Origin of the sequence: Streptomyces hamibioticus (assembly GCF_047946815.1) — a bacterium.
Lineage (GTDB): Bacteria > Actinomycetota > Actinomycetes > Streptomycetales > Streptomycetaceae > Streptomyces.
The window spans coordinates 1,828,324-1,848,816 of record NZ_JBKKQY010000001.1; the positions used below are offsets into that span (position 1 = coordinate 1,828,324).

General features: G+C 71.9%; 15 protein-coding genes and 1 riboswitch. Of the genes, 7 read left to right on the forward strand and 8 right to left on the reverse strand.

Annotated features, from left to right (window positions below):
- Positions 1-171: 171 nt before the first annotated feature.
- From ACLGIH_RS08190 to ACLGIH_RS08200, 3 genes are all read right to left on the reverse strand, one after another.
- Positions 172-948, reverse strand: a complete 777-nt coding sequence (locus ACLGIH_RS08190; protein WP_416524563.1) for a M23 family metallopeptidase — start codon at positions 946-948, stop codon at positions 172-174.
- A gap of 12 nt (positions 949-960) precedes the next feature.
- A riboswitch (cyclic di-AMP (ydaO/yuaA leader) is annotated at positions 961-1,123 on the reverse strand.
- Positions 1,124-1,335: 212 nt separating this feature from the next.
- Positions 1,336-2,724, reverse strand: a complete 1,389-nt coding sequence (locus ACLGIH_RS08195; RefSeq protein WP_416524564.1) for a M16 family metallopeptidase — start codon at positions 2,722-2,724, stop codon at positions 1,336-1,338.
- Positions 2,721-4,082, reverse strand: a complete 1,362-nt coding sequence (locus tag ACLGIH_RS08200) for a M16 family metallopeptidase (protein WP_416524565.1) — start codon at positions 4,080-4,082, stop codon at positions 2,721-2,723. Before ACLGIH_RS08200 ends, ACLGIH_RS08195 begins: the two co-directional genes overlap by 4 nt.
- 316 nt (positions 4,083-4,398) lie before the next feature.
- Between ACLGIH_RS08200 and ACLGIH_RS08205 the strand changes: the two genes are divergently transcribed.
- Positions 4,399-6,852, forward strand: a complete 2,454-nt coding sequence (locus ACLGIH_RS08205; RefSeq protein ID WP_416524566.1) for a DNA gyrase/topoisomerase IV subunit A — start codon at positions 4,399-4,401, stop codon at positions 6,850-6,852.
- Between the two features lie 25 nt (positions 6,853-6,877).
- Here the strand turns inward: ACLGIH_RS08205 and ACLGIH_RS08210 are convergent, their stop codons facing one another.
- Positions 6,878-8,017, reverse strand: coding sequence for a CobW family GTP-binding protein (locus ACLGIH_RS08210; RefSeq protein ID WP_416524567.1), 1,140 nt, complete (start codon positions 8,015-8,017; stop codon positions 6,878-6,880).
- Positions 8,018-8,333: 316 nt separating this feature from the next.
- On the opposite strand from ACLGIH_RS08210, the gene ACLGIH_RS08215 reads away from it, so the two are divergent.
- Positions 8,334-8,870, forward strand: coding sequence for a DUF6082 family protein (locus ACLGIH_RS08215; RefSeq protein ID WP_416524568.1), 537 nt, complete (start codon positions 8,334-8,336; stop codon positions 8,868-8,870).
- A 154-nt stretch (positions 8,871-9,024) separates the two neighbouring features.
- The gene (locus tag ACLGIH_RS08220; protein WP_416524569.1) at positions 9,025-9,261 is read left to right on the forward strand and encodes a hypothetical protein; all 237 of its coding nucleotides are present in this window, start codon (positions 9,025-9,027) and stop codon (positions 9,259-9,261) included.
- 149 nt (positions 9,262-9,410) lie between these two features.
- Here the strand turns inward: ACLGIH_RS08220 and ACLGIH_RS08225 are convergent, their stop codons facing one another.
- The gene (locus ACLGIH_RS08225; RefSeq protein ID WP_416524570.1) at positions 9,411-10,577 is read right to left on the reverse strand and encodes a citrate synthase/methylcitrate synthase; all 1,167 of its coding nucleotides are present in this window, start codon (positions 10,575-10,577) and stop codon (positions 9,411-9,413) included.
- 122 nt (positions 10,578-10,699) lie between these two features.
- On the opposite strand from ACLGIH_RS08225, the gene ACLGIH_RS08230 reads away from it, so the two are divergent.
- From ACLGIH_RS08230 to ACLGIH_RS08245, 4 genes are all read left to right on the forward strand, one after another.
- Positions 10,700-11,962: a citrate synthase gene (locus tag ACLGIH_RS08230; RefSeq protein ID WP_416524571.1), complete on the forward strand. Its 1,263-nt coding sequence runs from the start codon at positions 10,700-10,702 to the stop codon at positions 11,960-11,962.
- Positions 11,963-12,073: 111 nt separating this feature from the next.
- Positions 12,074-13,018, forward strand: a complete 945-nt coding sequence (locus ACLGIH_RS08235; RefSeq protein ID WP_416524572.1) for a sucrase ferredoxin — start codon at positions 12,074-12,076, stop codon at positions 13,016-13,018.
- Positions 13,019-13,261: 243 nt separating this feature from the next.
- Positions 13,262-14,932 (forward strand): sensor histidine kinase, encoded by a 1,671-nt coding sequence (locus ACLGIH_RS08240; RefSeq protein ID WP_416524573.1) that lies wholly within the window; start codon positions 13,262-13,264, stop codon positions 14,930-14,932.
- Complete coding sequence (locus ACLGIH_RS08245; RefSeq protein WP_416524574.1) at positions 14,929-15,609, forward strand: response regulator; 681 nt, start codon at positions 14,929-14,931, stop codon at positions 15,607-15,609. The genes ACLGIH_RS08240 and ACLGIH_RS08245 overlap by 4 nt, the downstream gene beginning before the upstream one ends.
- A gap of 145 nt (positions 15,610-15,754) precedes the next feature.
- Here ACLGIH_RS08245 and ACLGIH_RS08250 read toward each other — a convergent pair whose 3' ends face one another.
- The 3 genes from ACLGIH_RS08250 to ACLGIH_RS08260 all read right to left on the reverse strand — a co-directional run bounded on the left by ACLGIH_RS08250 (position 15,755) and on the right by ACLGIH_RS08260 (position 20,091).
- A complete protein-coding gene (locus ACLGIH_RS08250; protein WP_416524575.1) occupies positions 15,755-17,347 on the reverse strand; it encodes a solute symporter family protein in 1,593 nt (530 codons plus the stop codon).
- A complete protein-coding gene (locus ACLGIH_RS08255; protein ID WP_416524576.1) occupies positions 17,344-17,838 on the reverse strand; it encodes a DUF485 domain-containing protein in 495 nt (164 codons plus the stop codon). The genes ACLGIH_RS08250 and ACLGIH_RS08255 overlap by 4 nt, the downstream gene beginning before the upstream one ends.
- Positions 17,839-17,967: 129 nt before the next feature.
- Positions 17,968-20,091 (reverse strand): DNA gyrase/topoisomerase IV subunit B, encoded by a 2,124-nt coding sequence (locus ACLGIH_RS08260; protein WP_416524577.1) that lies wholly within the window; start codon positions 20,089-20,091, stop codon positions 17,968-17,970.
- Between the last annotated feature and the right edge of the window lie 402 nt (positions 20,092-20,493).

Consider the following 20,493-nt stretch of genomic DNA (forward strand, 5'->3'; position numbering starts at 1 on the left):
ACACGTGTTCCGTGACTCTATGGCAATGCGCGGGAATTTCCGACGGCGAGCCGGAATTCATGACTGTTTTTTGGTCAGCCGCAGCGTGCGGAAACACCGAAAGCCCCGGCACGGGGGCCGGGGCCTGCGAGCGCCGTCACGCCCGGGGGCGCGGGCGGCCGGCGGAGGTCGTCAGAGGCTGACGCCGTGGGAGCGGAGGTAGGCCACGGGGTCGATGTCCGAGCCGTACTCCGGGCTCGTCCGGGCCTCGAAGTGCAGGTGCGGTCCGGTGGAGTTGCCGGTGGAGCCGGCGAGGCCGATCTGCTGACCGGGAACGACCGCCTGGCCCACCGAGACGCCGATGGAGGACAGGTGCCCGTACTGGGTGTAGGTGCCGTCGTGCATCCTGATCACGACCTGGTTGCCGTACGCCCCGCCCCAGCCGGCCTCGACGACGGTACCGACGCCGACCGCGCGCACGGAGGTGCCGGACGCGGCGTGGAAGTCGATGCCGGTGTGGCTGCCGGAGGACCACAGGCCGCTGGTGGCCCGGTAGGCGGTGGACACGTAGGAGCCGCTGATCGGGGCGACATAGGTGGTGAGGCGCTTGCGCTCGGCCTCCCGGGCGGCGCGCTCCTTGGCCTCGCGGGCCTGCTCGGCGGCCACCTGCGCGGCCTCGGCCGCCCTCTTGCGCGCGGCCTCCCGGGCCTGCTTCTCGGCGGCGGCCTCCTCGGCCGCCTCCCGCTGGACGGCGGCCTGGGTGTCTATCTGCTGGGCCACGGAGTCGCCGATGGTGACGACCGGGGTGAGGCCGGTCTGCTCGGGGGCCGGCTCGGCGGCGAGCGCCGGTGCCGTGAGGGTGCCGACGACACCCGAAGTGGTGAGGGCCGCGACCCCCGCCGCGCGGGCGGTGGTGCGCTGCATCCGGCTGGGCCGGCGGTGCTTGCCGGTGGCGCGCGTGAACGCCATGAACAGGCTCGTCCTTTCCTTCCCTCTCGCCTACCGGGTTAGCTGACGGGTTCGGAGCAGGAAGGTCTCCTACGGACCCCCTCGCTGTGCGCGGGCGTCCGATTCACCCCAGGGACTGCGGTGGGTCCCCGGCTCCCCTGGCTCGCGCCGTACGGGGACTCGGCGATGGCTGTCCGGTGTCGCGGGTGCGACGCAATGCCTGACGAACAGCCCGGAAGACGCTAAGGCGGGGGACTTTCAATTCCCAAACGAAACAGCGGTTTTGTTGCGCACACCACAGGCCAGACAGGCATCTCTCCCTCAATTCAGACATAGCGGGGCCCTGGTGACACTTGCGTCACCAGGGCCCCACGCGCGCGTGCCGCCGGACGGCCCGCCGTCCGGCGGCTACTCGGCCGTCACGACGGTGACTTCACCGATCCCGAGAGCCTCGACCGGCTCCTTGATCTGCGCCGCGTCGCCGACGAGGACCGTCACCAGACGGTCCACCGGGAAGGCGTTCACGACCGCCGCGGTGGCCTCCACCGTGCCGGTGGCGGCGAGCTGCTGATAGAGCGTCGCCTGGAAGTCGTCGGGCAGGTGCTGCTCGACCTGGTCGGCCAGCGTGCTCGCCACGGCCGCCGCGGTCTCGTACTTCAGCGGCGCCACCCCGACCAGGTTCTGCACGGCGACGTCCCGCTCGGCGTCGGTCAGCCCCTCCGCGGCGAGCGTGCGCAGCACGGTCCACAGGTCGGCGAGGGCCGGACCGGTGTTCGGGGTGTCGACGGATCCGCTGATGGCGAGCATCGCCGCGCCCGTGCCGTCCGGTGCGGAGCGCAGGACCTGGCCGAACGCCCGCACGCCGTAGGTGTAGCCCTTCTCCTCGCGCAGGACGCGGTCCAGGCGGGAGGTGAGCGTGCCGCCCAGGCAGTACGTGCCGAGCACCTGGGCGGGCCACACGCGGTCGTGCCGGTCGGCCCCGGTACGGCCGATCAGCAGCTGGGTCTGGACGGCGCCGGGGCGGTCCACGATCACGACCCGGCCGGTGTCGTCGGCGGACACCGGGGGCACCGGGCGCGGTTCGGCGGCGGACCCGGTCCACGCGCCGAGCGTGTCACCGAGCAGCGCGTCGAGGTCGACGCCGGTGAGGTCGCCGACGACCACGACGGTGGCCGTGGCGGGGCGGACGTGCCGCTCGTAGAAGGCGCGTACGGCCGCGGAGTCGATGGCGGCGACCGTCTCCTCGGTGCCCTGGCGCGGGCGCGACATGCGCGAGTCGGCCGGGAACAGCTCCTTGGACAGCTCCTTGGCGGCCCGGCGGGAGGGGTTGGCCAGCTCATGCGGGATCTCGTCGAGCCGGTTGCGCACCAGCCGCTCAACCTCGCTGTCGGCGAAGGCGGGGGCCCGCAGGGCGTCGGCGACCAGACCGAGGCCCTTGGCCAGCCGGGAGGCCGGCACCTCGAGGCTGAGCCGTACGCCGGGGTGGTCGGCGTGCGAGTCGAGGGTGGCGCCGCAGCGCTCCAGCTCGGCGGCGAACTCCTCGGCGGAGAGCTTGTCGGTGCCCTCGGAGAAGGCGCGTGCCATGATCGTGGCGACGCCGTCGAGGCCGGCCGGCTCGGCTTCCAGCGGTGCGTTCAGGAGTACCTCGACGGCCACGACCTGCTGGCCGGGGCGGTGGCAGCGCAGCACGGTCAGGCCGTTGCCGAGCGTGCCGCGCTCGGGGGCCGGGAACGCCCAGGGCTTGGGCTCGCCCGCCTGCGGCCGGGGGTGGAAGTCCATGGTGGCGAGCTCGGTCACTTGGCCGCCTCCTCGTTCTCGTCGGTGGCGTCGTCGGCGGCGGCGGCTTCGTCTGCTTCGGGCGCGGTCGGCTCGTAGACGAGCACCGCGCGGTTGTCGGGGCGCAGGCGGGCCTTGGCGATCTCCTGGACCTCCTCCGCGGTGACCTCCAGGACGCGCTTGACGGCGGTCAGGGCGAGCTGCGGGTCGCCGAACAGGACGGCGTACCGGCACAGTTCGTCGGCGCGGCCGGCGACCGTGCCGAGCCGGTCCAGCCACTCGCGCTCCAACTGGGCCTGGGCGCGCTCCATCTCCTCCGGCGTCGGGCCCTGCTCGGCGAACCGGGCCAGCTCCTCGTCGATGGCGGCCTCGATGACGGGCACCTCGACGTCGCCGGAGGTCTTCACGTCCAGCCAGCCGAGCGACGGCGCCCCGGCGAGCCGCAGCAGGCCGAACCCGGCGGCCACGGCCGTGCGGTCACGGCGGACCAGCCGGTTGTAGAGGCGGGAGGACTCGCCGCCGCCCAGGACGGTGAGCGCCAGGTCGGCCGCGTCGCACTCGCGCGTGCCGTCGTGCGGCAGCCGGTAGGCGGCCATCAGGGCGCGCGCCGGGACCTCCTCCTCGACGACCTCGCGCAGCTGCTCGCCGATGATCTCGGGCAGCGAGCCGTCGCGCGGGGCGGGCTTGCCGTCGTGGGCGGGGATGGAGCCGAAGTACTTCTCGATCCAGGCGAGGGTCTGCTCGGGGTCGATGTCGCCGACCACCGACAGGACCGCGTTGTTCGGCGCGTAGTAGGTGCGGAAGAACGCGCGCGCGTCCTCCAGCGTCGCCGCGTCCAGGTCGGCCATCGAGCCGATCGGCGTGTGGTGGTAGGGGTGGCCCTCCGGGTAGGCGAGGGCGGTCAGCTTCTCGAACGCCGTGCCGTAGGGGACGTTGTCGTAGCGCTGGCGGCGCTCGTTCTTGACGACGTCCCGCTGGTTCTCCATGGACTCGTCGTCCAGGGCGGCGAGCAGGGAGCCCATCCGGTCGGCCTCCAGCCAGAGGGCGAGCTCCAGCTGGTGCGCCGGCATGGTCTCGAAGTAGTTGGTGCGCTCGAAACTCGTGGTGCCGTTGAGGGAGCCGCCGGCGCCCTGCACCAGCTCGAAGTGACCGTTGCCCTTGACCTGGGCGGACCCCTGGAACATCAAGTGCTCGAAAAGGTGAGCCAGGCCCGTACGCCCCTTGACTTCGTGGCGCGAGCCGACGTCGTACCAGAGGCACACCGCCGCGACCGGGGTCAGGTGGTCCTCGGAGAGCACCACGCGCAGGCCGTTGGACAGGCGGTGCTCGGTCGCTGTCAGGCCGCCGGAGCCTGCCTCGGCTGTGGCCGTGTGACCCATGGGCATGTACGTCCCTTCGATCGCGGAAATCCTGGGTGGAAGTCAGGCAGCCGCAGCGGGCGGAACTGCGGGATTCCTGCCGATCCTGCCACTGTATGCAAGCGTGCGGGCCGTCCGCGAAGTTCCCGGCCGCCGTACGCCGAGAGCGAGAAGCCGGTGGCGGGGCCGCGGGGGCGCCCGGACGTCGAGGGCGTACTCTGCGGGCAGCACCGGGCCGGGCAGCCCGCGACGGGTCCTGGTCGGTCGCTGTCAGTGCCGCGGTCCACAATGGTCCGCGTCAGATCACCGTTCACGCTTCAGCAAGGAGCCGGCAGCGATGGCCCGCCGTAGTACGAAGACCCCGCCGCCCGACGACTCGTACGAGGAGAAGATCCTCGACATCGACGTCGTGGACGAGATGCAGGGCTCGTTCCTCGAGTACGCGTACTCGGTCATCTACTCCCGTGCCCTGCCGGACGCGCGCGACGGCCTCAAGCCGGTGCACCGCCGCATCGTCTACCAGATGAACGAGATGGGCCTGCGGCCCGAGCGCGGCTACGTGAAGTGCGCCCGCGTCGTCGGCGAGGTCATGGGCAAGCTGCACCCGCACGGTGACGCGTCGATCTACGACGCGCTGGTGCGCATGGCCCAGCCCTTCTCGATGCGCGTCCCCCTGGTGGACGGCCACGGCAACTTCGGCTCGCTGGGCAACGACGACCCGCCGGCCGCCATGCGGTACACCGAGTGCCGGATGGCTGAGGCCACCAGCCTGATGACGGAGTCCATCGACGAGGACACCGTCGACTTCTCCCCCAACTACGACGGCCAGGAGCAGGAGCCGGTGGCGCTGCCCGCCGCCTTCCCCAACCTCCTGGTCAACGGCGCCTCGGGCATCGCCGTCGGCATGGCCACCAACATGCCGCCGCACAACCTGCGCGAGGTGATCGCCGCCGCCCGCCACCTGATCCGGCACCCGAACGCCGATCTCGACGCCCTGATGAAGCACGTCCCCGGCCCCGACCTGCCCACGGGAGGCCGGATCGTCGGCCTGCCCGGCATCCGGGACGCCTACGAGACGGGCCGCGGCACGTTCAAGATCCGGGCGACGGTGTCCGTGGAGGCGGTGACGGCCCGCCGCAAGGGCCTCGTCGTCACCGAGCTGCCCTTCACCGTCGGCCCGGAGAAGGTGATCGCCAAGATCAAGGACCTGGTCGGCTCGAAGAAGCTCCAGGGCATCGCCGACGTCAAGGACCTCACCGACCGCGAGCACGGACTGCGCCTGGTCATCGAGATCAAGAACGGCTTCGTACCCGAGGCGGTCCTGGAGCAGCTCTACAAGCTGACGCCGATGGAGGAGTCCTTCGGCATCAACAACGTCGCCCTGGTGGACGGCCAGCCGCTCACGCTGGGCCTGAAGGAGCTGCTGGAGGTCTACCTCGACCACCGCTTCAACGTCGTCCGGCGCCGCTCGGAGTTCCGCCGCGGCAAGAAGCGCGACCGGCTGCACCTGGTCGAGGGCCTGCTCACCGCGCTGGTCGACATCGACGAGGTCATCCGCCTCATCCGCTCCAGCGAGAACTCCGCGCAGGCCAAGCAGCGCCTGATCGAGCGCTTCTCGCTGAGCGACGTGCAGACGCAGTACATCCTGGACACGCCGCTGCGCCGGCTGACCAAGTACGACCGCATCGAGCTGGAGGCGGAGAAGGACCGGCTCAACACGGAGATCGAGGAGCTGACCCGCATCCTGGAGTCGGACGCCGAGCTGCGCAAGCTGGTCTCCTCCGAACTGGCCGCGGTGGCCAAGAAGTTCGGCACCGACCGCCGTACGGTGCTGCTGGAGTCGGCGACGGCTCCGGCCGCCGTGCCGCTCCAGGTGGCGGACGACCCGTGCCGGGTGCTGCTGTCCTCGACGGGCCTGCTGGCCCGCACGGTCAACGGCGCGCCGTTCGACACCGAGCCGAGCGCCAAGCGCGTCAAGCACGACCTGATCGTCTCGGCGGTGCCCGCCACGGCCCGTGGCGAGGTGGGCGTGGTGACCTCCGCCGGCCGCCTGCTGCGGCTGAACGTGATCGACCTGCCGCAGCTGCCGGGGTCGATGCCGACGCCGAGCCTCTCGGGCGGCGCGCCGCTGGCGGAGTTCGTGTCCCTGGAGGACGACGAGACGGTGGTCTGCCTGACCACGCTCGACGAGTCGTCGCCGGGTCTGGCGCTCGGCACGGAACAGGGTGTTGTCAAGCGGGTGGTGCCCGACTATCCGGGCAACAAGGACGAGCTGGAGGTCATCACCCTCAAGGAGGGCGACCGGATCGTCGGCGCGGCCGAGCTGCGCACCGGCGACGAGGACCTCGTCTTCATCACCGACGACGCGCAACTGCTGCGCTACCAGGCCTCGCAGGTGCGTCCGCAGGGCCGGCCGGCGGGCGGCGTGACGGGCATCAAGCTCGCCGAGGGCGCGAAGGTCATCTCGTTCACGGCGGTCGACCCGGCGGCGGACGCGGTGGTGTTCACCGTCGCGGGCTCGCGCGGCACGCTGGACGACTCCGTCCAGACCACGGCCAAGCTGACTCCGTTCGACCAGTTCCCGCGCAAGGGCCGTGCCACGGGCGGTGTGCGCTGCCAGCGGTTCCTCAAGGGCGAGGACTGCCTGGCCCTGGCCTGGGCGGGTGCCGCGCCGGCCCGCGCGGCGCAGAAGAACGGCTCGCCCGCCCAGCTCCCGGACATCGACCCGCGCCGCGACGGCTCGGGCGTGTCCCTGCCGAAGACGGTGTGGGCGGTGGCGGGACCGGTCTAGGCCGGGCCGGTCCAGGCGGGCCGGTCTAGGCGGAGGCGGGCGGGTCGGCGACGGCCGCTTCGTCCGGATCCTGTACGTAGCGCAGGACGCCCCACATGCCGTGCTCGTCGGCGTGCGGGGCGTCGCTTGCGCACGCCTGGAGTTCCTTGCGGAGGGCGGGGGCGTCGATGCCCGAGCCGATGAGGACCAGCTGGGTCAGCCGGTCGTCGCCCGGTGCCCAGGACTCCGGGTAGAACCGGAGGAACCGCCCGACGGCGTGCACGGCGTACCGGTTGCGCGGGTCGTGCGGGCCGAAGTCGACGTACCCCTTGATCCGGTAGAGCCCCTCGGGCCGGCTGTCGAGGAAGGCCATCAGCCGCCGCGGATCGAGGGGGACCTCGGAGACGAAGGACAGGCTGTCGTAGGCGGCGTGCAGGTGATCGGCGTGCGCGCCGGTCACTGGGTGATCGGGGTGGCCGGGGTGCTCCGGGTGCTCCGGGTGATCGGGGTGCTCCGGGTCTCCCGAGGGGCCGGAGTGGTCGTGCAGGTCGTCGAAGGAGAGCTGCCCGACGCGCTCCTCGCTCGGCCGGCAGTCGAAGAGGAACTCCGGATCGATACGGCCGTAGGTGGCCGGTACCACGGCGGCGCGGTCGGTGAGGGAGCCGACGAGGCCGAGCACGCGCTCGCCGTCCGCGGCCCGGTCGAGCTTGTTGACCACGACCAGGTCGGCGAGGGCCAGGTGCCGGTCGATCTCCGGGTGCCGGGCGCGGGTGTCGTCGAACTCGGCGGCGTCGACCACCTCCACCAGCCCGCCGTAGACGATCCCCGGATGCTCGCTGGCGAGCAGCATGCGGACGAGTTCCTGCGGCTCGGCCAGACCGCTGGCCTCGATCACGACGACGTCGATGCCGGTGTCCGGGCGGGCGAGCCGCTCCAGATAGACGTCCAGCTCACCGGGGTCGACGGCACAGCACAGGCAGCCGTTGCCGAGGGAGACGGTGGAGTCGCCGAGCGCGCCGGCCACCGCCATGGCGTCGATCTCGATGGCGCCGAAGTCGTTGACGATCGCTCCGATGCGACTGCCTCCGCTGTGGTGGAGGAGGTGATTGAGGAGCGTGGTCTTTCCGGAGCCGAGAAAGCCGGCGAGAACGACGACCGGGATCTGCTGGCTCGGGCTCTGCCCCACTGTGCGACCTCTCTCACGCCTACGCGTACACCGGCAGACTGCTCGGCATACGTGCCGGGAACGAATGCCGACCCAGGATACGAGCCACCGGAAACACCGAAGTGAACGATTGTTAGCAGCGCTTGCCGGGCAGACGTTGGAGAAGGCGCCGGACCGTGCGACCCTCGCTTCCCTCCGTGCGCCTCCTCTCCGCCTCCCCGCCGATCAGAGCCGCTCGGCACTCTGGAGGTGGCAAGCGCCGCCCATCGCTCGCCGGTCCCCGTCAGCCGACCCGCACTCGACGACCGGCGGGCGGTCGCCTGAATCGGGGGTTGACATGGTCACACGGAAGCGCGCTGCGGGACGGTACGGCCCCGCCGCGGCCTGTCTGCTGCTCGCCACCGCCGGTTTGACTCTGGCCGCACGTCAGCGGCAGCTGCACGAACGACAGCTGGAACTGGAAGAACGGGCGATCCGGCGCCGTTCGCTGCAGCACCAGCAGCGCATGCACTGGGAGTTGCTGATGAGGGCCGTCGACGACCCCTCCCTGGCCGAGGTCGTCGACACCTACGACAAGAGCATCCCCGCGCCGCGGCGCCGCCAGTTCCTCTACGCCAACGCGTGGTACGTCAACCTGTACCACGTCCACCGCGCGGGGCTGATGGACCAGGAGGAGCTGTACGGGCACCTGCGGGAGCTCTTCCAGAGCCCGGTCTTCCGCGAGTACTGGGAGGCTTCGCGGCACATGCGCGCCGCGCTCAACGACGCCTCCGAGGAAGCCCGGCTCGGCCGCATGGTCGACGCGCTCGTCCGAGAACTCGACGAAGCCGACACGGACGAATGGTGGGTCGTCGGCAAACCCCCGACCGACTGACGGCGGCCTGCTCGCCCGAACAGGTCAACACACCGGCACCGGGGCGCACGGCAGGGTGTTCTTCAGCGATTCGGCCACAGCGGTCTCGTCGGCACCAGTACCGTATGGCCCCCACCACTCCGTCGAGACTCATTGTTCCTAAGGACCGGTACCTTTGAAGATCGTGCGCCGCATCGGTGTGCCTCCCAGCGCCCGGGGCAGTGCCTCGGGATCCACCTGCCCTGACGTCTTCGAACTGAGCGACGGCAACTTCGCCGTCATCGGCACCGAGGCCACCGAGGCGCTGGAGGGTGAACTGCCCGCCGACGCCGCCCGCGCCGACTACGAACGCATCGTCGTCGTCAGCCGGGAAACGCTCGTTCGCGCCAAGGCAGACATCCCCGACGCCTGACCCTCCCACCCCGGCCGCACGCAACCGCCCCGCCGAGCCGGACCGTCCATCCGGCGAGCAACCGGTACCCCGTCCCTGCTCGACCTCCCCACCGAGGCCTGGCGCCAGAACGGCACCAGGCCGCGTGTTCTGTCAGGCCGCATGTCCTGTCAGGCCGCCGCGGGCACCCGCACCGGTGCCCCCGGCCCCACGTACCGCGCCGCCGGCCGGATGATCTTCCGGTCCTGTGCCTGCTCCAGGATGTTCGCGCTCCAGCCCACGACCCGCGCCGCCGCGAACGTCGGCGTGAACATCTCGCGCGGCAACCCGCACAGCTCCATGACCACGCCGGCGTAGAACTCCACGTTCGTGTGCAGCTCCCGGCCGGGTTTGAGCTCCGCCAGGATCGCCTCGACCCGCCGCTCCACCTCGACGGCGAACTCGACCCGCGGTCCCCCGAACCGCAGGGCCACCTCGCGCAGCATCCTTGAGCGCGGGTCCTCGGTCCGGTAGACCGCGTGGCCGAAGCCCATGATGCGCTCACCGGCCAGCACCCGGTCACGGATCCAGGGGTCGATCCGGTCGGGGGTGCCGATCGCGTCCAGCGTGTCCAGCGCCCGGCTGGGCGCACCTCCGTGCAGCGGCCCGGACAGTGCCGCCACCGCTCCGGTGAGGCACGCGGCCACGTCCGCTCCCGTCGAGGCGATGACCCGGGAGGTGAAGGTTGACGCGTTGAAGCCGTGGTCGATGGTGGAGATCAAGTACTGCTCGGTCGCACGCGCCCGCAGCTCGTCCGGTTCCTCGCCGGTGAGCATGTAGAGGTAGTTCGCCGCGTACGGCAGGTCGTCTCGCGGCTCCACCGGGTCGAGTCCCCTGCCGAGCCGGTACAGGGCGGTGAGCAGGGTGGGTACGGCCGCCACGGCCACGACGGTGTCCCGGCGGCGCCGGACGGCGTCGACGTCGTACACCGGCCGGAAGCCGTGCGCCGCGCCCAGCAGCGACAGGGCGGTGCGCAATCCGGCGAGCGGCCCGGAGCCGGCGGCGGCGCCCGCGACGGCGGGCAGCGCGGTCCGCACCTCGCCGGGCAGCCGCCGCAGTGCGGCGGTCTCGGTGGCGAACGCGGCACCGCGCCGGGCGTCCGGCAGATCGCCGTGGACCAGCAGATGCCACACGTCCTCGAAGCCGCGCGTCTGGGCGAGCTCGACGGCCGAGTACTGCCGGTAGTGGTAGAAGCCCTCGGCTCCCCGTACGTCACCGATCTCGGTGTCGGTGACCACGACGCCCGCGAGTCCCCGCGGCACGTCGACGAGCGTGGCGGCAGCCCTGTTGACGGACATGATTTCTTCTCCGTTCCCGCATCAGCCTTGATTTTACTGTCCATACTTGACCGCCCCTCTGTCAATATTGATTGAATCAATGTATGGATGGAGCAGGACGGAGGGTCGATACGGTGACCTCCATGCGCGATCAAGAACCCGGCCCGCACACGGCCACCGGGCCCCGGCTCAGCACCAAGGAGGCCGCGGAACGGCTCGGGGTGAAGCCGGAGACCGTGTACGCCTACGTCAGCCGCGGCCAGCTCAGCAGCAGGCGTGTGCCGGGCGGCCGGGGCAGCACGTTCGACGCCGAGGAGGTCGAGGCGCTCGCCCGGCGCAACAGACGCGACAGCGGGGCGGGCCCGGCCGCCGGCGGTGGTGAACTGTCCGTACGCACCCGCCTCACCCTCATCGACAGGGACCGGTACTACTTCCGGGGCGTCGACGCCGTGGAGCTGGCCACGCACCACACCTACGAGGAGGTCGCCGAGTGGCTGTGGACCGGCCGGCCGAGCCCGGGGGCCGTCTTCACCGCGCCCGAGGCCTCCGTCGCCGTCGCCCGGCGCGCCGTGCAGGCCCTGCCCGAGCACGCCGGGCCCACCGACCGGTTGCGGGTCGCCGCCATCGCCGCCGCGGCCGCGGACCCGCTGCGCTTCGACCTGTCCGAGGACGCCGTGCTGGGCACCGCGCGCGTGCTGATTCCCACCCTGGTCGCCGCCCTTCCGCCGGCCCGGCACGACGCCGGCCCCGACCGGGGGCCGCTCGCCCACCGGCTGTGGACGCGGCTCAGCGGACGGCCCGCCGACGAGGCGTCGTTGCGGGCCCTGGACACGGCCCTGTGCCTGCTCGCCGACCACGACCTGGCCGCGTCGACGCTCGCCGTGCGAGTCGCCGCGTCGGCCCGGGCGCACGCCTACGCGGCCGTCTCCGCCGGGCTCGGCGTGATCGAGGGCCCGCTGCACGGCGCGGCGAGCGGGCTCGCGTACCGGCTGCTGCTGGACGCGCTCGACCACGGCAGCGCGGCGCCCGTGGTCGCGGACGAGCTGCGGGCCGGCCGCCGCATCCCGGGGCTCGGGCACCGGCTCTACGCGGGCGAGGACCCACGCGCGCGTGCCCTGTTCGCCCTCCTGGAGGAGGTTCCCGGGACCGCTCCCGCCCTCGAAGCAGCCCGCGACATCGTGGCCACGGCCGCCCGGCACACACCGCTGCACGCCAACGTGGACCTGGCACTCGCCGTGCTCACCGCGTCCTGCGGCATGCCCGCCAGCGCAGGCGAGACGATCTTCGCCGTGGCCCGCACGGCAGGCTGGATCGCGCACGCCCTGGAGGAGTACGGCGAGCGACCGCTGCGCATGCGACCGAGCGGCGTCTACACGGGCCCGCGACCTCCCCGGCCACTCCCCTGACAGCGCGCCCGGCGGGGCGGAGGGCCGTCGCAGTCCCGGATATCACTCGCGTAACACACGTACCGCGCGGTGGGAGGTCGCCGAGGCCCAACTCAGGTTAGGCTCACCTCTGTGAGTACCTGCTCAACCGTCTCCAGGGACCTCGCCGAGCCCATCGCGGGCACCGCGGCCACGGCGACTACGTGGCTGCTGCTGGAGCAGCCCGGACCGTGGGGTGCCAAGGCACTCACGTCGAGCCACCTGGACCCCGCGCTGGGCCGTGCCCTGGAGAAGGCCGCCAAGGGCACGGGCGTGCGCATCGCGCTCATCCGCCGCCCCGGGCGGCACGCGGACTGCGGTACCCCCGCCGAGCGCCGGGTCTACGCCGCCCACACCGTGCCGGGCGGCGCATGGCTGCACGGCGCGACGATCGCGGACCCGGGCCTGCTGCTCGGCCTCGACTTCGCCGCCCTCGGCCAGGGCGACCCCCGCGGTTTCGACTCGGCGCTGCGGGGTGCTCCGCACCCGGGTGATCCGCTCGCCCTCGTCTGCACCAACGGCAAGCGGGACCGGTGCTGCGCGCTTCTGGGCCGCCCGCTCGCCGCCGAACTGGCCGCCTCCGGTGCCGAGGGCGTCTGGGAGGTCACTCATCTGGGTGGTCACCGGTTCTCACCCACGATGCTCGTCCTGCCGTACGGATACGCCTACGGCCGGGTCGAGACCCGCGCCGCGAAGGAGATCCTGCGCGGTGTGCGCGAGCGGCGGATCGTGCTGGAGGGCTGCCGCGGCGGCTCGGCCTGGGAGCGTCCCGGCCAGGCCGCAGAGCTGGCCGTGCGCGCGGCGGTGGGCGAGGAGACGGCGGAGGCGGTGCGCGTCGTGCGGACGGACGGCGCCGCGCCGCGCTGGGAGGTCACCGTCTCGCACGTCGACGGACGGCACTGGCGGGTCGTCGTCCGCCAGGACGCCTCGGCGCCGCCCCGGCCCGAGAGCTGCGCGACGTCGGTACTGGGCTCCCCCGCGCGGATGGAGGTCACGGAGGTGCGCGAACTCGCGGTGACCGCGGCGCTCGCGAGCTGACCCGGCGGGCCGCATCCGGCGAGGGGTGTCCGGCGGAGGCATCCGGCTTGGCAGACCCGGCTGGGCAGTCCCGGCACGGCGTGTCCGGCTGGGCAGACCCGGCGCGGCGTAAGCCGCTGGGGCAGATCCGGCCGGGCGCCCGGCGCGGCCGTCACCCGGCCTGCCCGGCCGGGCGGATTCCCAGGCGAGATCCACGTCACAATCCCCTACGGGACGCCGCACGGGGCCACGTACCGTCAGGGCATGAGCCCCACTCCCCCCGCACGCCGCCTGCGCCTCGGGCTGCCGCGGCGGATGTTCTCCCAGGTGCTGCTGATGCAACTGGCGATCGCCGCGGGTGTCGCGGTGCTGGCGACCGGGCTGTTCCTCGCGCCGCTCGGTGATCAGCTGGACGACCAGGCGATGCGCCGGGCGCTGGCCATCGCGCAGACGACCGCACAGCAGCGGCAGATCGTGCGGGACCTGCACACCACCCCCGCGTCGCCGGACGGGCCGGTCCAGCGGGAGGCGGAGCGGGTCCGCGAGGCCACCGGGGCGGAATACGTCGTGGTGCTGGACCGGCGCGGCGTGCGCTGGTCGCACCCCGATCCGGGGCGGGTCGGCGGGACGGTGTCGACCGATCCCGGGCAGGCCCTGGCCGGCCACGAGGTCATGGAGATCGACGAGGGCACCCTGGGCCGCTCGGCCCGCGGCAAGGTGCCGCTGCTCGACGGCGACGGGGACGTCGTCGGGGCGGTCTCGGTCGGCATCGCGTACGACAGTGTCCGGGACCGGCTGATCCACGCCATCCCCGGGCTGTTCGCCTACGCGGGCGGCGCCCTGGCGGTCGGCGCGCTGGCCGCCTGGCTCATCTCGCGCCGAGTGCAACGGCAGACCCGTGACCTGGCCTTCTCCGACATCTCGGCGCTGCTCGCGGAGCGGGAGGCCATGCTGCACGGCATCCGGGAGGGCGTCGTCGCGCTGGACCGGGGCGGCCGTATCCGCCTCCTCAACGACGAGGCGCAGCGACTGCTGGACATCGGTGGCGAGGCCGTCGGCCGCTCCCCCGACGAGGCGCTCGGCGCGGGGCGCACGGCCGACGTCCTGGCCGGCCGGGTGAGCGGCACCGACCTGCTCACGGTCCGGGGCCGGCGGGTGCTGGTCGCCAACCGCATGCCCACCGACGACGGCGGCGCCGTCGCCACCCTGCGGGACCGCACCGAGCTGGAGCAGCTGGGCCGGGAGCTGGACTCGACGCGCGGCCTGATCGACGCCCTGCGCGCCCAGGACCACGAACACGCCAACCGCATGCACACGCTCCTGGGACTGCTGGAGCTGGAGATGTACGACGACGCCGTGGAGTTCGTGGGCGAGGTGGTCGGCGACCACCGGGCCACCGCCGAGCAGGTCACCGAGCGCATCGGGGACCCGCTGCTGGCCGCGCTGCTGGTCGGCAAGGCGACCGTCGCGGCCGAGCGCGGGGTCGCCCTGTGGGTGTCCGAGCGGACGAACCTGCCCGACCGCCTGGTCGATCCGGGCGGGCTCGTGACCGTCGTCGGCAACCTGGTGGACAATGCGCTCGACGCCGCCGCGGGCACCGCGCACGCGTGCGTGGAGGTCGCCTTGCGTGCGGAAGGACGGACGGCGATCCTCACGGTGCGCGACACCGGTCCCGGCATCCCGCCCGAGCACCGCGAGGTCGTGTTCACCGAGGGCTGGTCCACCAAGGAGCCGCCGGCGCACCGAGAGCGCGGCATCGGCCTGTCCCTGGTGCGCCGGCTCGCCGAACGGCAGGGTGGCAGCGCCACGGTCGCCGAGGCGCCCGGTGGCGGCGCGGAGTTCACCGTCGTCCTGCCCGAGGCGCTGGCCGGAACCGGCCTGGAGCCGGCCCTCACCGCCCCCGCGGACGCCGCCGTCGAGGAGGAGACACGATGATCGAGGTCCTGATCGTGGACGACGACACGCGGGTCGCGCGGGTCAACGCCGCCTACGTCGAGAAGGTGCCGGGCTTCCACGTCGCCGGTCGCGCGCACAGCGCCGGGGAGGCGCTGTGCAGCCTGGAGACACTGCCCCGTCTGGATCTGGTGCTCATGGACCACTACCTGCCCGACCGCACGGGTCTGGAGGTCGTCCAGGAGATGCGCCGGCGCGGCAGGCAGACCGACGTCATCATGGTGACGGCCGCGCGGGACGTGTCGACGGTGCAGGCAGCGATGCGGCAGGGTGCGTTGCAGTACCTGGTCAAGCCGTTCAACTTCGCCGGTCTGCGCGCCAAGCTGGAGGCGTACGCCGACCTGCGCCGCACGCTCGACGGCGGCGGCGAGGCGGAGCAGGCCGAGGTGGACCGCATTTTCGGCGCCCTGTCGGCCCCGTCGGAGCCGGGGCTGCCCAAGGGGCACTCCCCCACCACCGCGGAACTGGTGCGCCAGTCACTGATGAAGGCCGACGGCCCGCTGTCGGCCCAGGAGATCGCCGAACGCACGGGCGTCAGCCGCCAGACCGCCCAGCGCTACCTCAAGCTGCTGGAGCGCACGGGACGGGCCCGGCTGACGCTCAAGTACGGCGAGGCCGGGCGCCCGGAACACCGGTACGAGTGGGCGACCCGCTCCTGACGGGCGCAAGACGGACGTAGTACGGCGCTGGGGGCGGTGAGGGCTGCCGCCGCCGGCAGGGCGCATCCCGGACGTCATGCCGCCGGGGCCCATCCCGGGCGTCAGTACGCCGGTGAAGGCGCCCCGTGGGCCTTTGGGCGCCCCGTCAGGCCGCCCCCGCCCCCGTCAGCGACCGCACCTCCGTCTCGGCGTGCTTGGCCTCGTCCGGGGTCTCCGGCGAGGTGCGGGTGCCGAGCCAGCCCGCGAGGAAGCCCAGCGGCACGGAGACGAGGCCGGGGTTCTGCAGCGGGAACCACTGGAAGTCGACGCCCGGGAACAGCGCGTCGGGGCTGCCCGACACCACCGGTGAGAGCAGGACCAGCACGACGGCCGGGACCAGCCCGCCGTAAACGGCCCAGACGGCGCCGCGGGTGGTGAAGCCGCGCCAGAACAGCGAGTAGAGCAGCACCGGCAGATTGGCGGAGGCGGCCACGGCGAAGGCGAGGCCGACCAGGAAGGCGACGTTGAGGTCCCGGGCCAGCAGGCCGAGTGCGATCGCGACCGCGCCGATGCCGACGGCGGCTAGGCGGGCGACGGCCACCTCGCTGCGTGGCTTGCCGCGCCGGCGCCGCAGGGAGGCGTACAGGTCGTGGGCCACGGATGCCGACGAGGCCAGTGTGATGCCGGCGACGACGGCGAGGATGGTGGCGAACGCGACGGCGGCGACGATCGCGAACAGAATCGTTCCACCCGTGGAGTCCGCGCCGCCGCCCAGATCGAGGGCCAAGAGCGGGACCGCCGTGTTCCCGGCCGCGTTCGACTCCCGCACGGCGCCCGTCCCCACGACGGCGGCGGCGCCGAAGCCGAGGACGATCGTCATCAGGTAGAAGCTGCCGATGAGGCCGATCGACCACACGACCGACCGCCGGGCCGCGCGGGCGGTGGGCACGGTGTAGAAGCGGGACAGGATGTGCGGCAGCCCGGCCGTGCCCAGCACCAGCGCGAGGCCCAGGCTGATGAAGTCGAACCGAGCGGTCCAGTCCGCGCCGTAGGCCAGTCCGGGAGCCAGGAACGCCTCTTCGTGGCCGCTGCGTTCGGCCGCGGTGAGCAGCAGGGCGTCGAAGTCGCCGTGGAAGCGGACCAGGACGAGCACGGTCAGCGCGATGGTGCCGCCGAGCAGCAGCACCGCCTTCACGATCTGAATCCAGGTGGTGGCCCGCATCCCTCCGAACGACACATAGACGACCATGAGCGCGCCGACGCCGATGACGGTCCAGGTCTGCGCCGCCTCGCTCGTCCCGCCGAGGAGCAGGGCGACCAGGCTGCCCGCGCCCACCATCTGCGCCACCAGATACAGAACGGACACGGTGACCGAGGAGGTTCCCGCGGCGATCCGCACCGGCCGCTCCCGCATCCGGGCCGCCACGACGTCGGCGAGGGTGAAACGTCCGCAGTTGCGGACCAGTTCGGCGACGAGGAGCAGCACCACCAGCCAGGCCACCAGGAAGCCCACCGAGTACAGCATGCCGTCGTAGCCGTAGAGGGCGATGAGACCGGAGATGCCGAGGAAGGACGCGGCGGACATGTAGTCGCCCGCGATGGCAAAACCATTCTCCATGGGGGAGAACAGCCGGCCGCCCGCGTAGAACTCCTCCGCCGAGCCGTGCCGGTTGCGGCTCGCCCAGGTCGTGATCCCCAGCGTGACCGCGATGAACGCGCTGAAGAGCACCAGTGCCAGCGTCTGGTGACCGACCGTCACGAGTCACCGCCCCGGACGCCTCGGGTCAGCTCCTGGGTGTCCCAGCGCAGATCGAGCGCGGCCCGGTCTCGGCGCAGCCGTGCGTGCCGGGCGTAGGCCCAGGTGAGCAGGAAGGTGGTGAGGAACTGTCCGAGCCCCGCGAGCATCGCCACGTTCACGGCTCCCGCCACCGGCCTCGCCATGAGGTCGGGCGCGGTCGTGGCGGCCACCACGTAGGCGAGGTACCACGCGAGGAAGCCGACCGCCGCCGGCACCACGAACCTGCGGTAGCGGCCGCGCACCTCCTGGAAGGCGGCGCTGCGCTGTACCTCCAGGTACACCTGTGCCGTGTCCGGGGCCGCGTCCGGTTCCCGGCGCGCGGGCGGCACCGCCGCCGGGGACGTCGCCTGAGCCGCCGACTCGCCCCAGCCCGAGGCCAGGGCGTCGTACCAGGGGTCGTCGTACATCGGATCGTCTCCGGTTCCGCGGAGTCGATCATTGCTTGACTGCATGCCCAAGGATGGACAGAACGGGAAGATCCCCGACTCTTCTTCTCCCTGCTCTTCACTCCATCAGGTGACCCGTCGCCGGTACCGGCCCGCCGCCGGGTACGGCGGGCCCAGGGGCCGGGAAGCCGCGAGCTAGGCGTCGATGCGCGACCGGTCGAGCGTCGCCGCCGAGTTGGAGATGAACTCCTTGCGGGGAGCGACGTCGTTGCCCATCAGCAGGTCGAACACCTGCTCGGCGGCTTCCAGGTCGGTGAGGTTGATCCGGCGCAGGGTGCGGCGGCGCGGGTCCATGGTCGTCTCGGCCAGCTGGTCGGCGTCCATCTCACCGAGGCCCTTGTACCGCTGGATGGAGTCCTTGTAGCGGATGCCCTTGGTCTGGAACTCCATCAGCTTGTCGCGCAGCTCGCGGTCCGAGTACGTGTAGACGTACTTGTCCTGGCCCTTCTTCGGCTGGATGATCTCGATCCGGTGCAGCGGCGGGACCGCGGCGAACACCCGGCCGGCCTCGACCATGGGCCGCATGTAGCGGTGGAACAGGGTCAGCAGCAGGGTGCGGATGTGGGAGCCGTCCACGTCGGCGTCCGTCATCATGATGATCTTGCCGTAGCGGGCCGCGTCGATGTCGAAGGTCCGGCCGGACCCGGCTCCTATGACCTGGATGATCGCGCCGCACTCGGCGTTCTTGAGCATGTCCGTCACGGACGACTTCTGGACGTTGAGGATCTTGCCGCGGATCGGCAGCAGCGCCTGGAACTCGGAGTTCCGGGCCAGCTTCGCGGTACCGAGTGCGGAGTCGCCCTCGACGATGAACAGCTCGCTGCGGTCGACGTCGTCGCTGCGGCAGTCGGCGAGCTTGGCGGGCAGCGAGGAGGACTCCAGGGCCGTCTTGCGGCGCTGGGCGTCCTTGTGCTGCCGGGCGGCGATACGGGTGCGGGCCGCGGCGACGGCCTTCTCCATGACGACCCGGGCCTGCTGGGCGGCGTCGCGCTTGGTGGAGGTCAGGAAGGCCTTGAGTTCCTTGGTGATGACGTTGTTCACGATCCGGCGGGCCGCCGAGGTGCCGAGGACCTCCTTGGTCTGGCCCTCGAACTGCGGCTCGGCGAGACGGACCGTGACGACGGCCGTGAGGCCCTCCAGGGCGTCGTCCTTGACGATGTCGTCCTCGGCGACGCGCAGCAGCTTCTTGGTGCGCAGTACCTCGTTCAGCGTCTTGGCGACGGCCTGTTCGAAGCCCGCGACATGGGTGCCGCCCTTGGGCGTGGCGATGATGTTGACGAACGACTTGATCGTCGTGTCGTAGCCGGTCCCCCAGCGCAGCGCGACGTCCACGCCCAGGTCGCGGGTGACCTCCGTGGGGGTCATGTGGCCGCGCTCGTCGAGGACCGGGACGGTCTCCTTGAAGGCGCCCTGCCCGGTGAAGCGGAGGGTGTCGCAGATGGGCTTGTCACTCGCCAGGAACTCGCAGAACTCGCTGATCCCGCCGTCGAAACGGAACGACTCCTCGCCCTTGCTGCCGCCCTCGCCGAGGCCGAACTCGTCCCGGACCACGATGGTCAGGCCGGGCACCAGGAACGCGGTCTGGCGGGCCCGCTGGTGCAGTGTGTCCAGGGAGAGCTTGGCGTCCTTGAGGAAGATCTGGCGGTCGGCCCAGTAGCGCACGCGCGTGCCGGTGCGCGTCTTGGGGATCTTCTTGATTTTGCGCAGCCCGCTCTTCGCCTCGAACTTGGCGTCCGGGCCGAGGGCGGCGAAGGCGCCGGGGACGCCGCGCCGGAAGCTGATGGCGTGCGTGTGCCCGGCGCGGTCCACCTCGATGTCCAGCCGGGCGGAGAGGGCGTTCACCACGGAGGCGCCCACGCCGTGCAGGCCGCCGGACGCGGCGTAGGAGCCGCCGCCGAACTTGCCGCCGGCGTGCAGCTTGGTCATGACGACCTCGACGCCGGAGAGGCCGGTCTTGGGCTCGACGTCGACCGGGATGCCGCGGCCGTTGTCGCGGACCTCCACCGACCCGTCGTCGTGGAGGATCACCTCGATGTGGTCGCAGTAGCCGCCGAGGGCCTCGTCGACGGAGTTGTCGATGATCTCCCACAGGCAGTGCATCAGACCGCGGCTGTCGGTCGAGCCGATGTACATACCGGGGCGCTTGCGCACGGCCTCGAGCCCCTCGAGGACGAGCAGGTGCCGCGCGGTGTAGTTGGAACCGTCCCGGTCTGCTCCTGCCAGCAGCGCTGTGGACGGCACGGACGTCTCGGCGGTCACGCGGTTCGCTCCTCGCTGAATTTCAGATGGGGCCCTGGTGGGTAAGGGCGCGGCGTCGTTCACCGCTCAGAGGGTACCGAGGCCTGGTAGAGCCGTTGTAACGCCACCCTCGTAGGGAACTCACACTAGACCAAGGTCGCATACTTGTTCGATCCCTCGATGGGGTGAAGGACACATCACGTTCCCTTCGAGGCATGAACCATTTAGGCTCCGGGCACGTCCTCATGAACAACCCGGCAACCCAGCCGGCAGGGACTGACACTGACCGACAGCGCGAACCCGTACGACACACAGACACGCAATACGGCACATTCGCCGCCAACCGGCAACAGCCAGCCTCCCCGGAAAGTTTTTTCGAGGAAAAGCCACGAGCGGGAACGTTTTGGGGCTGGTTGGATGTTG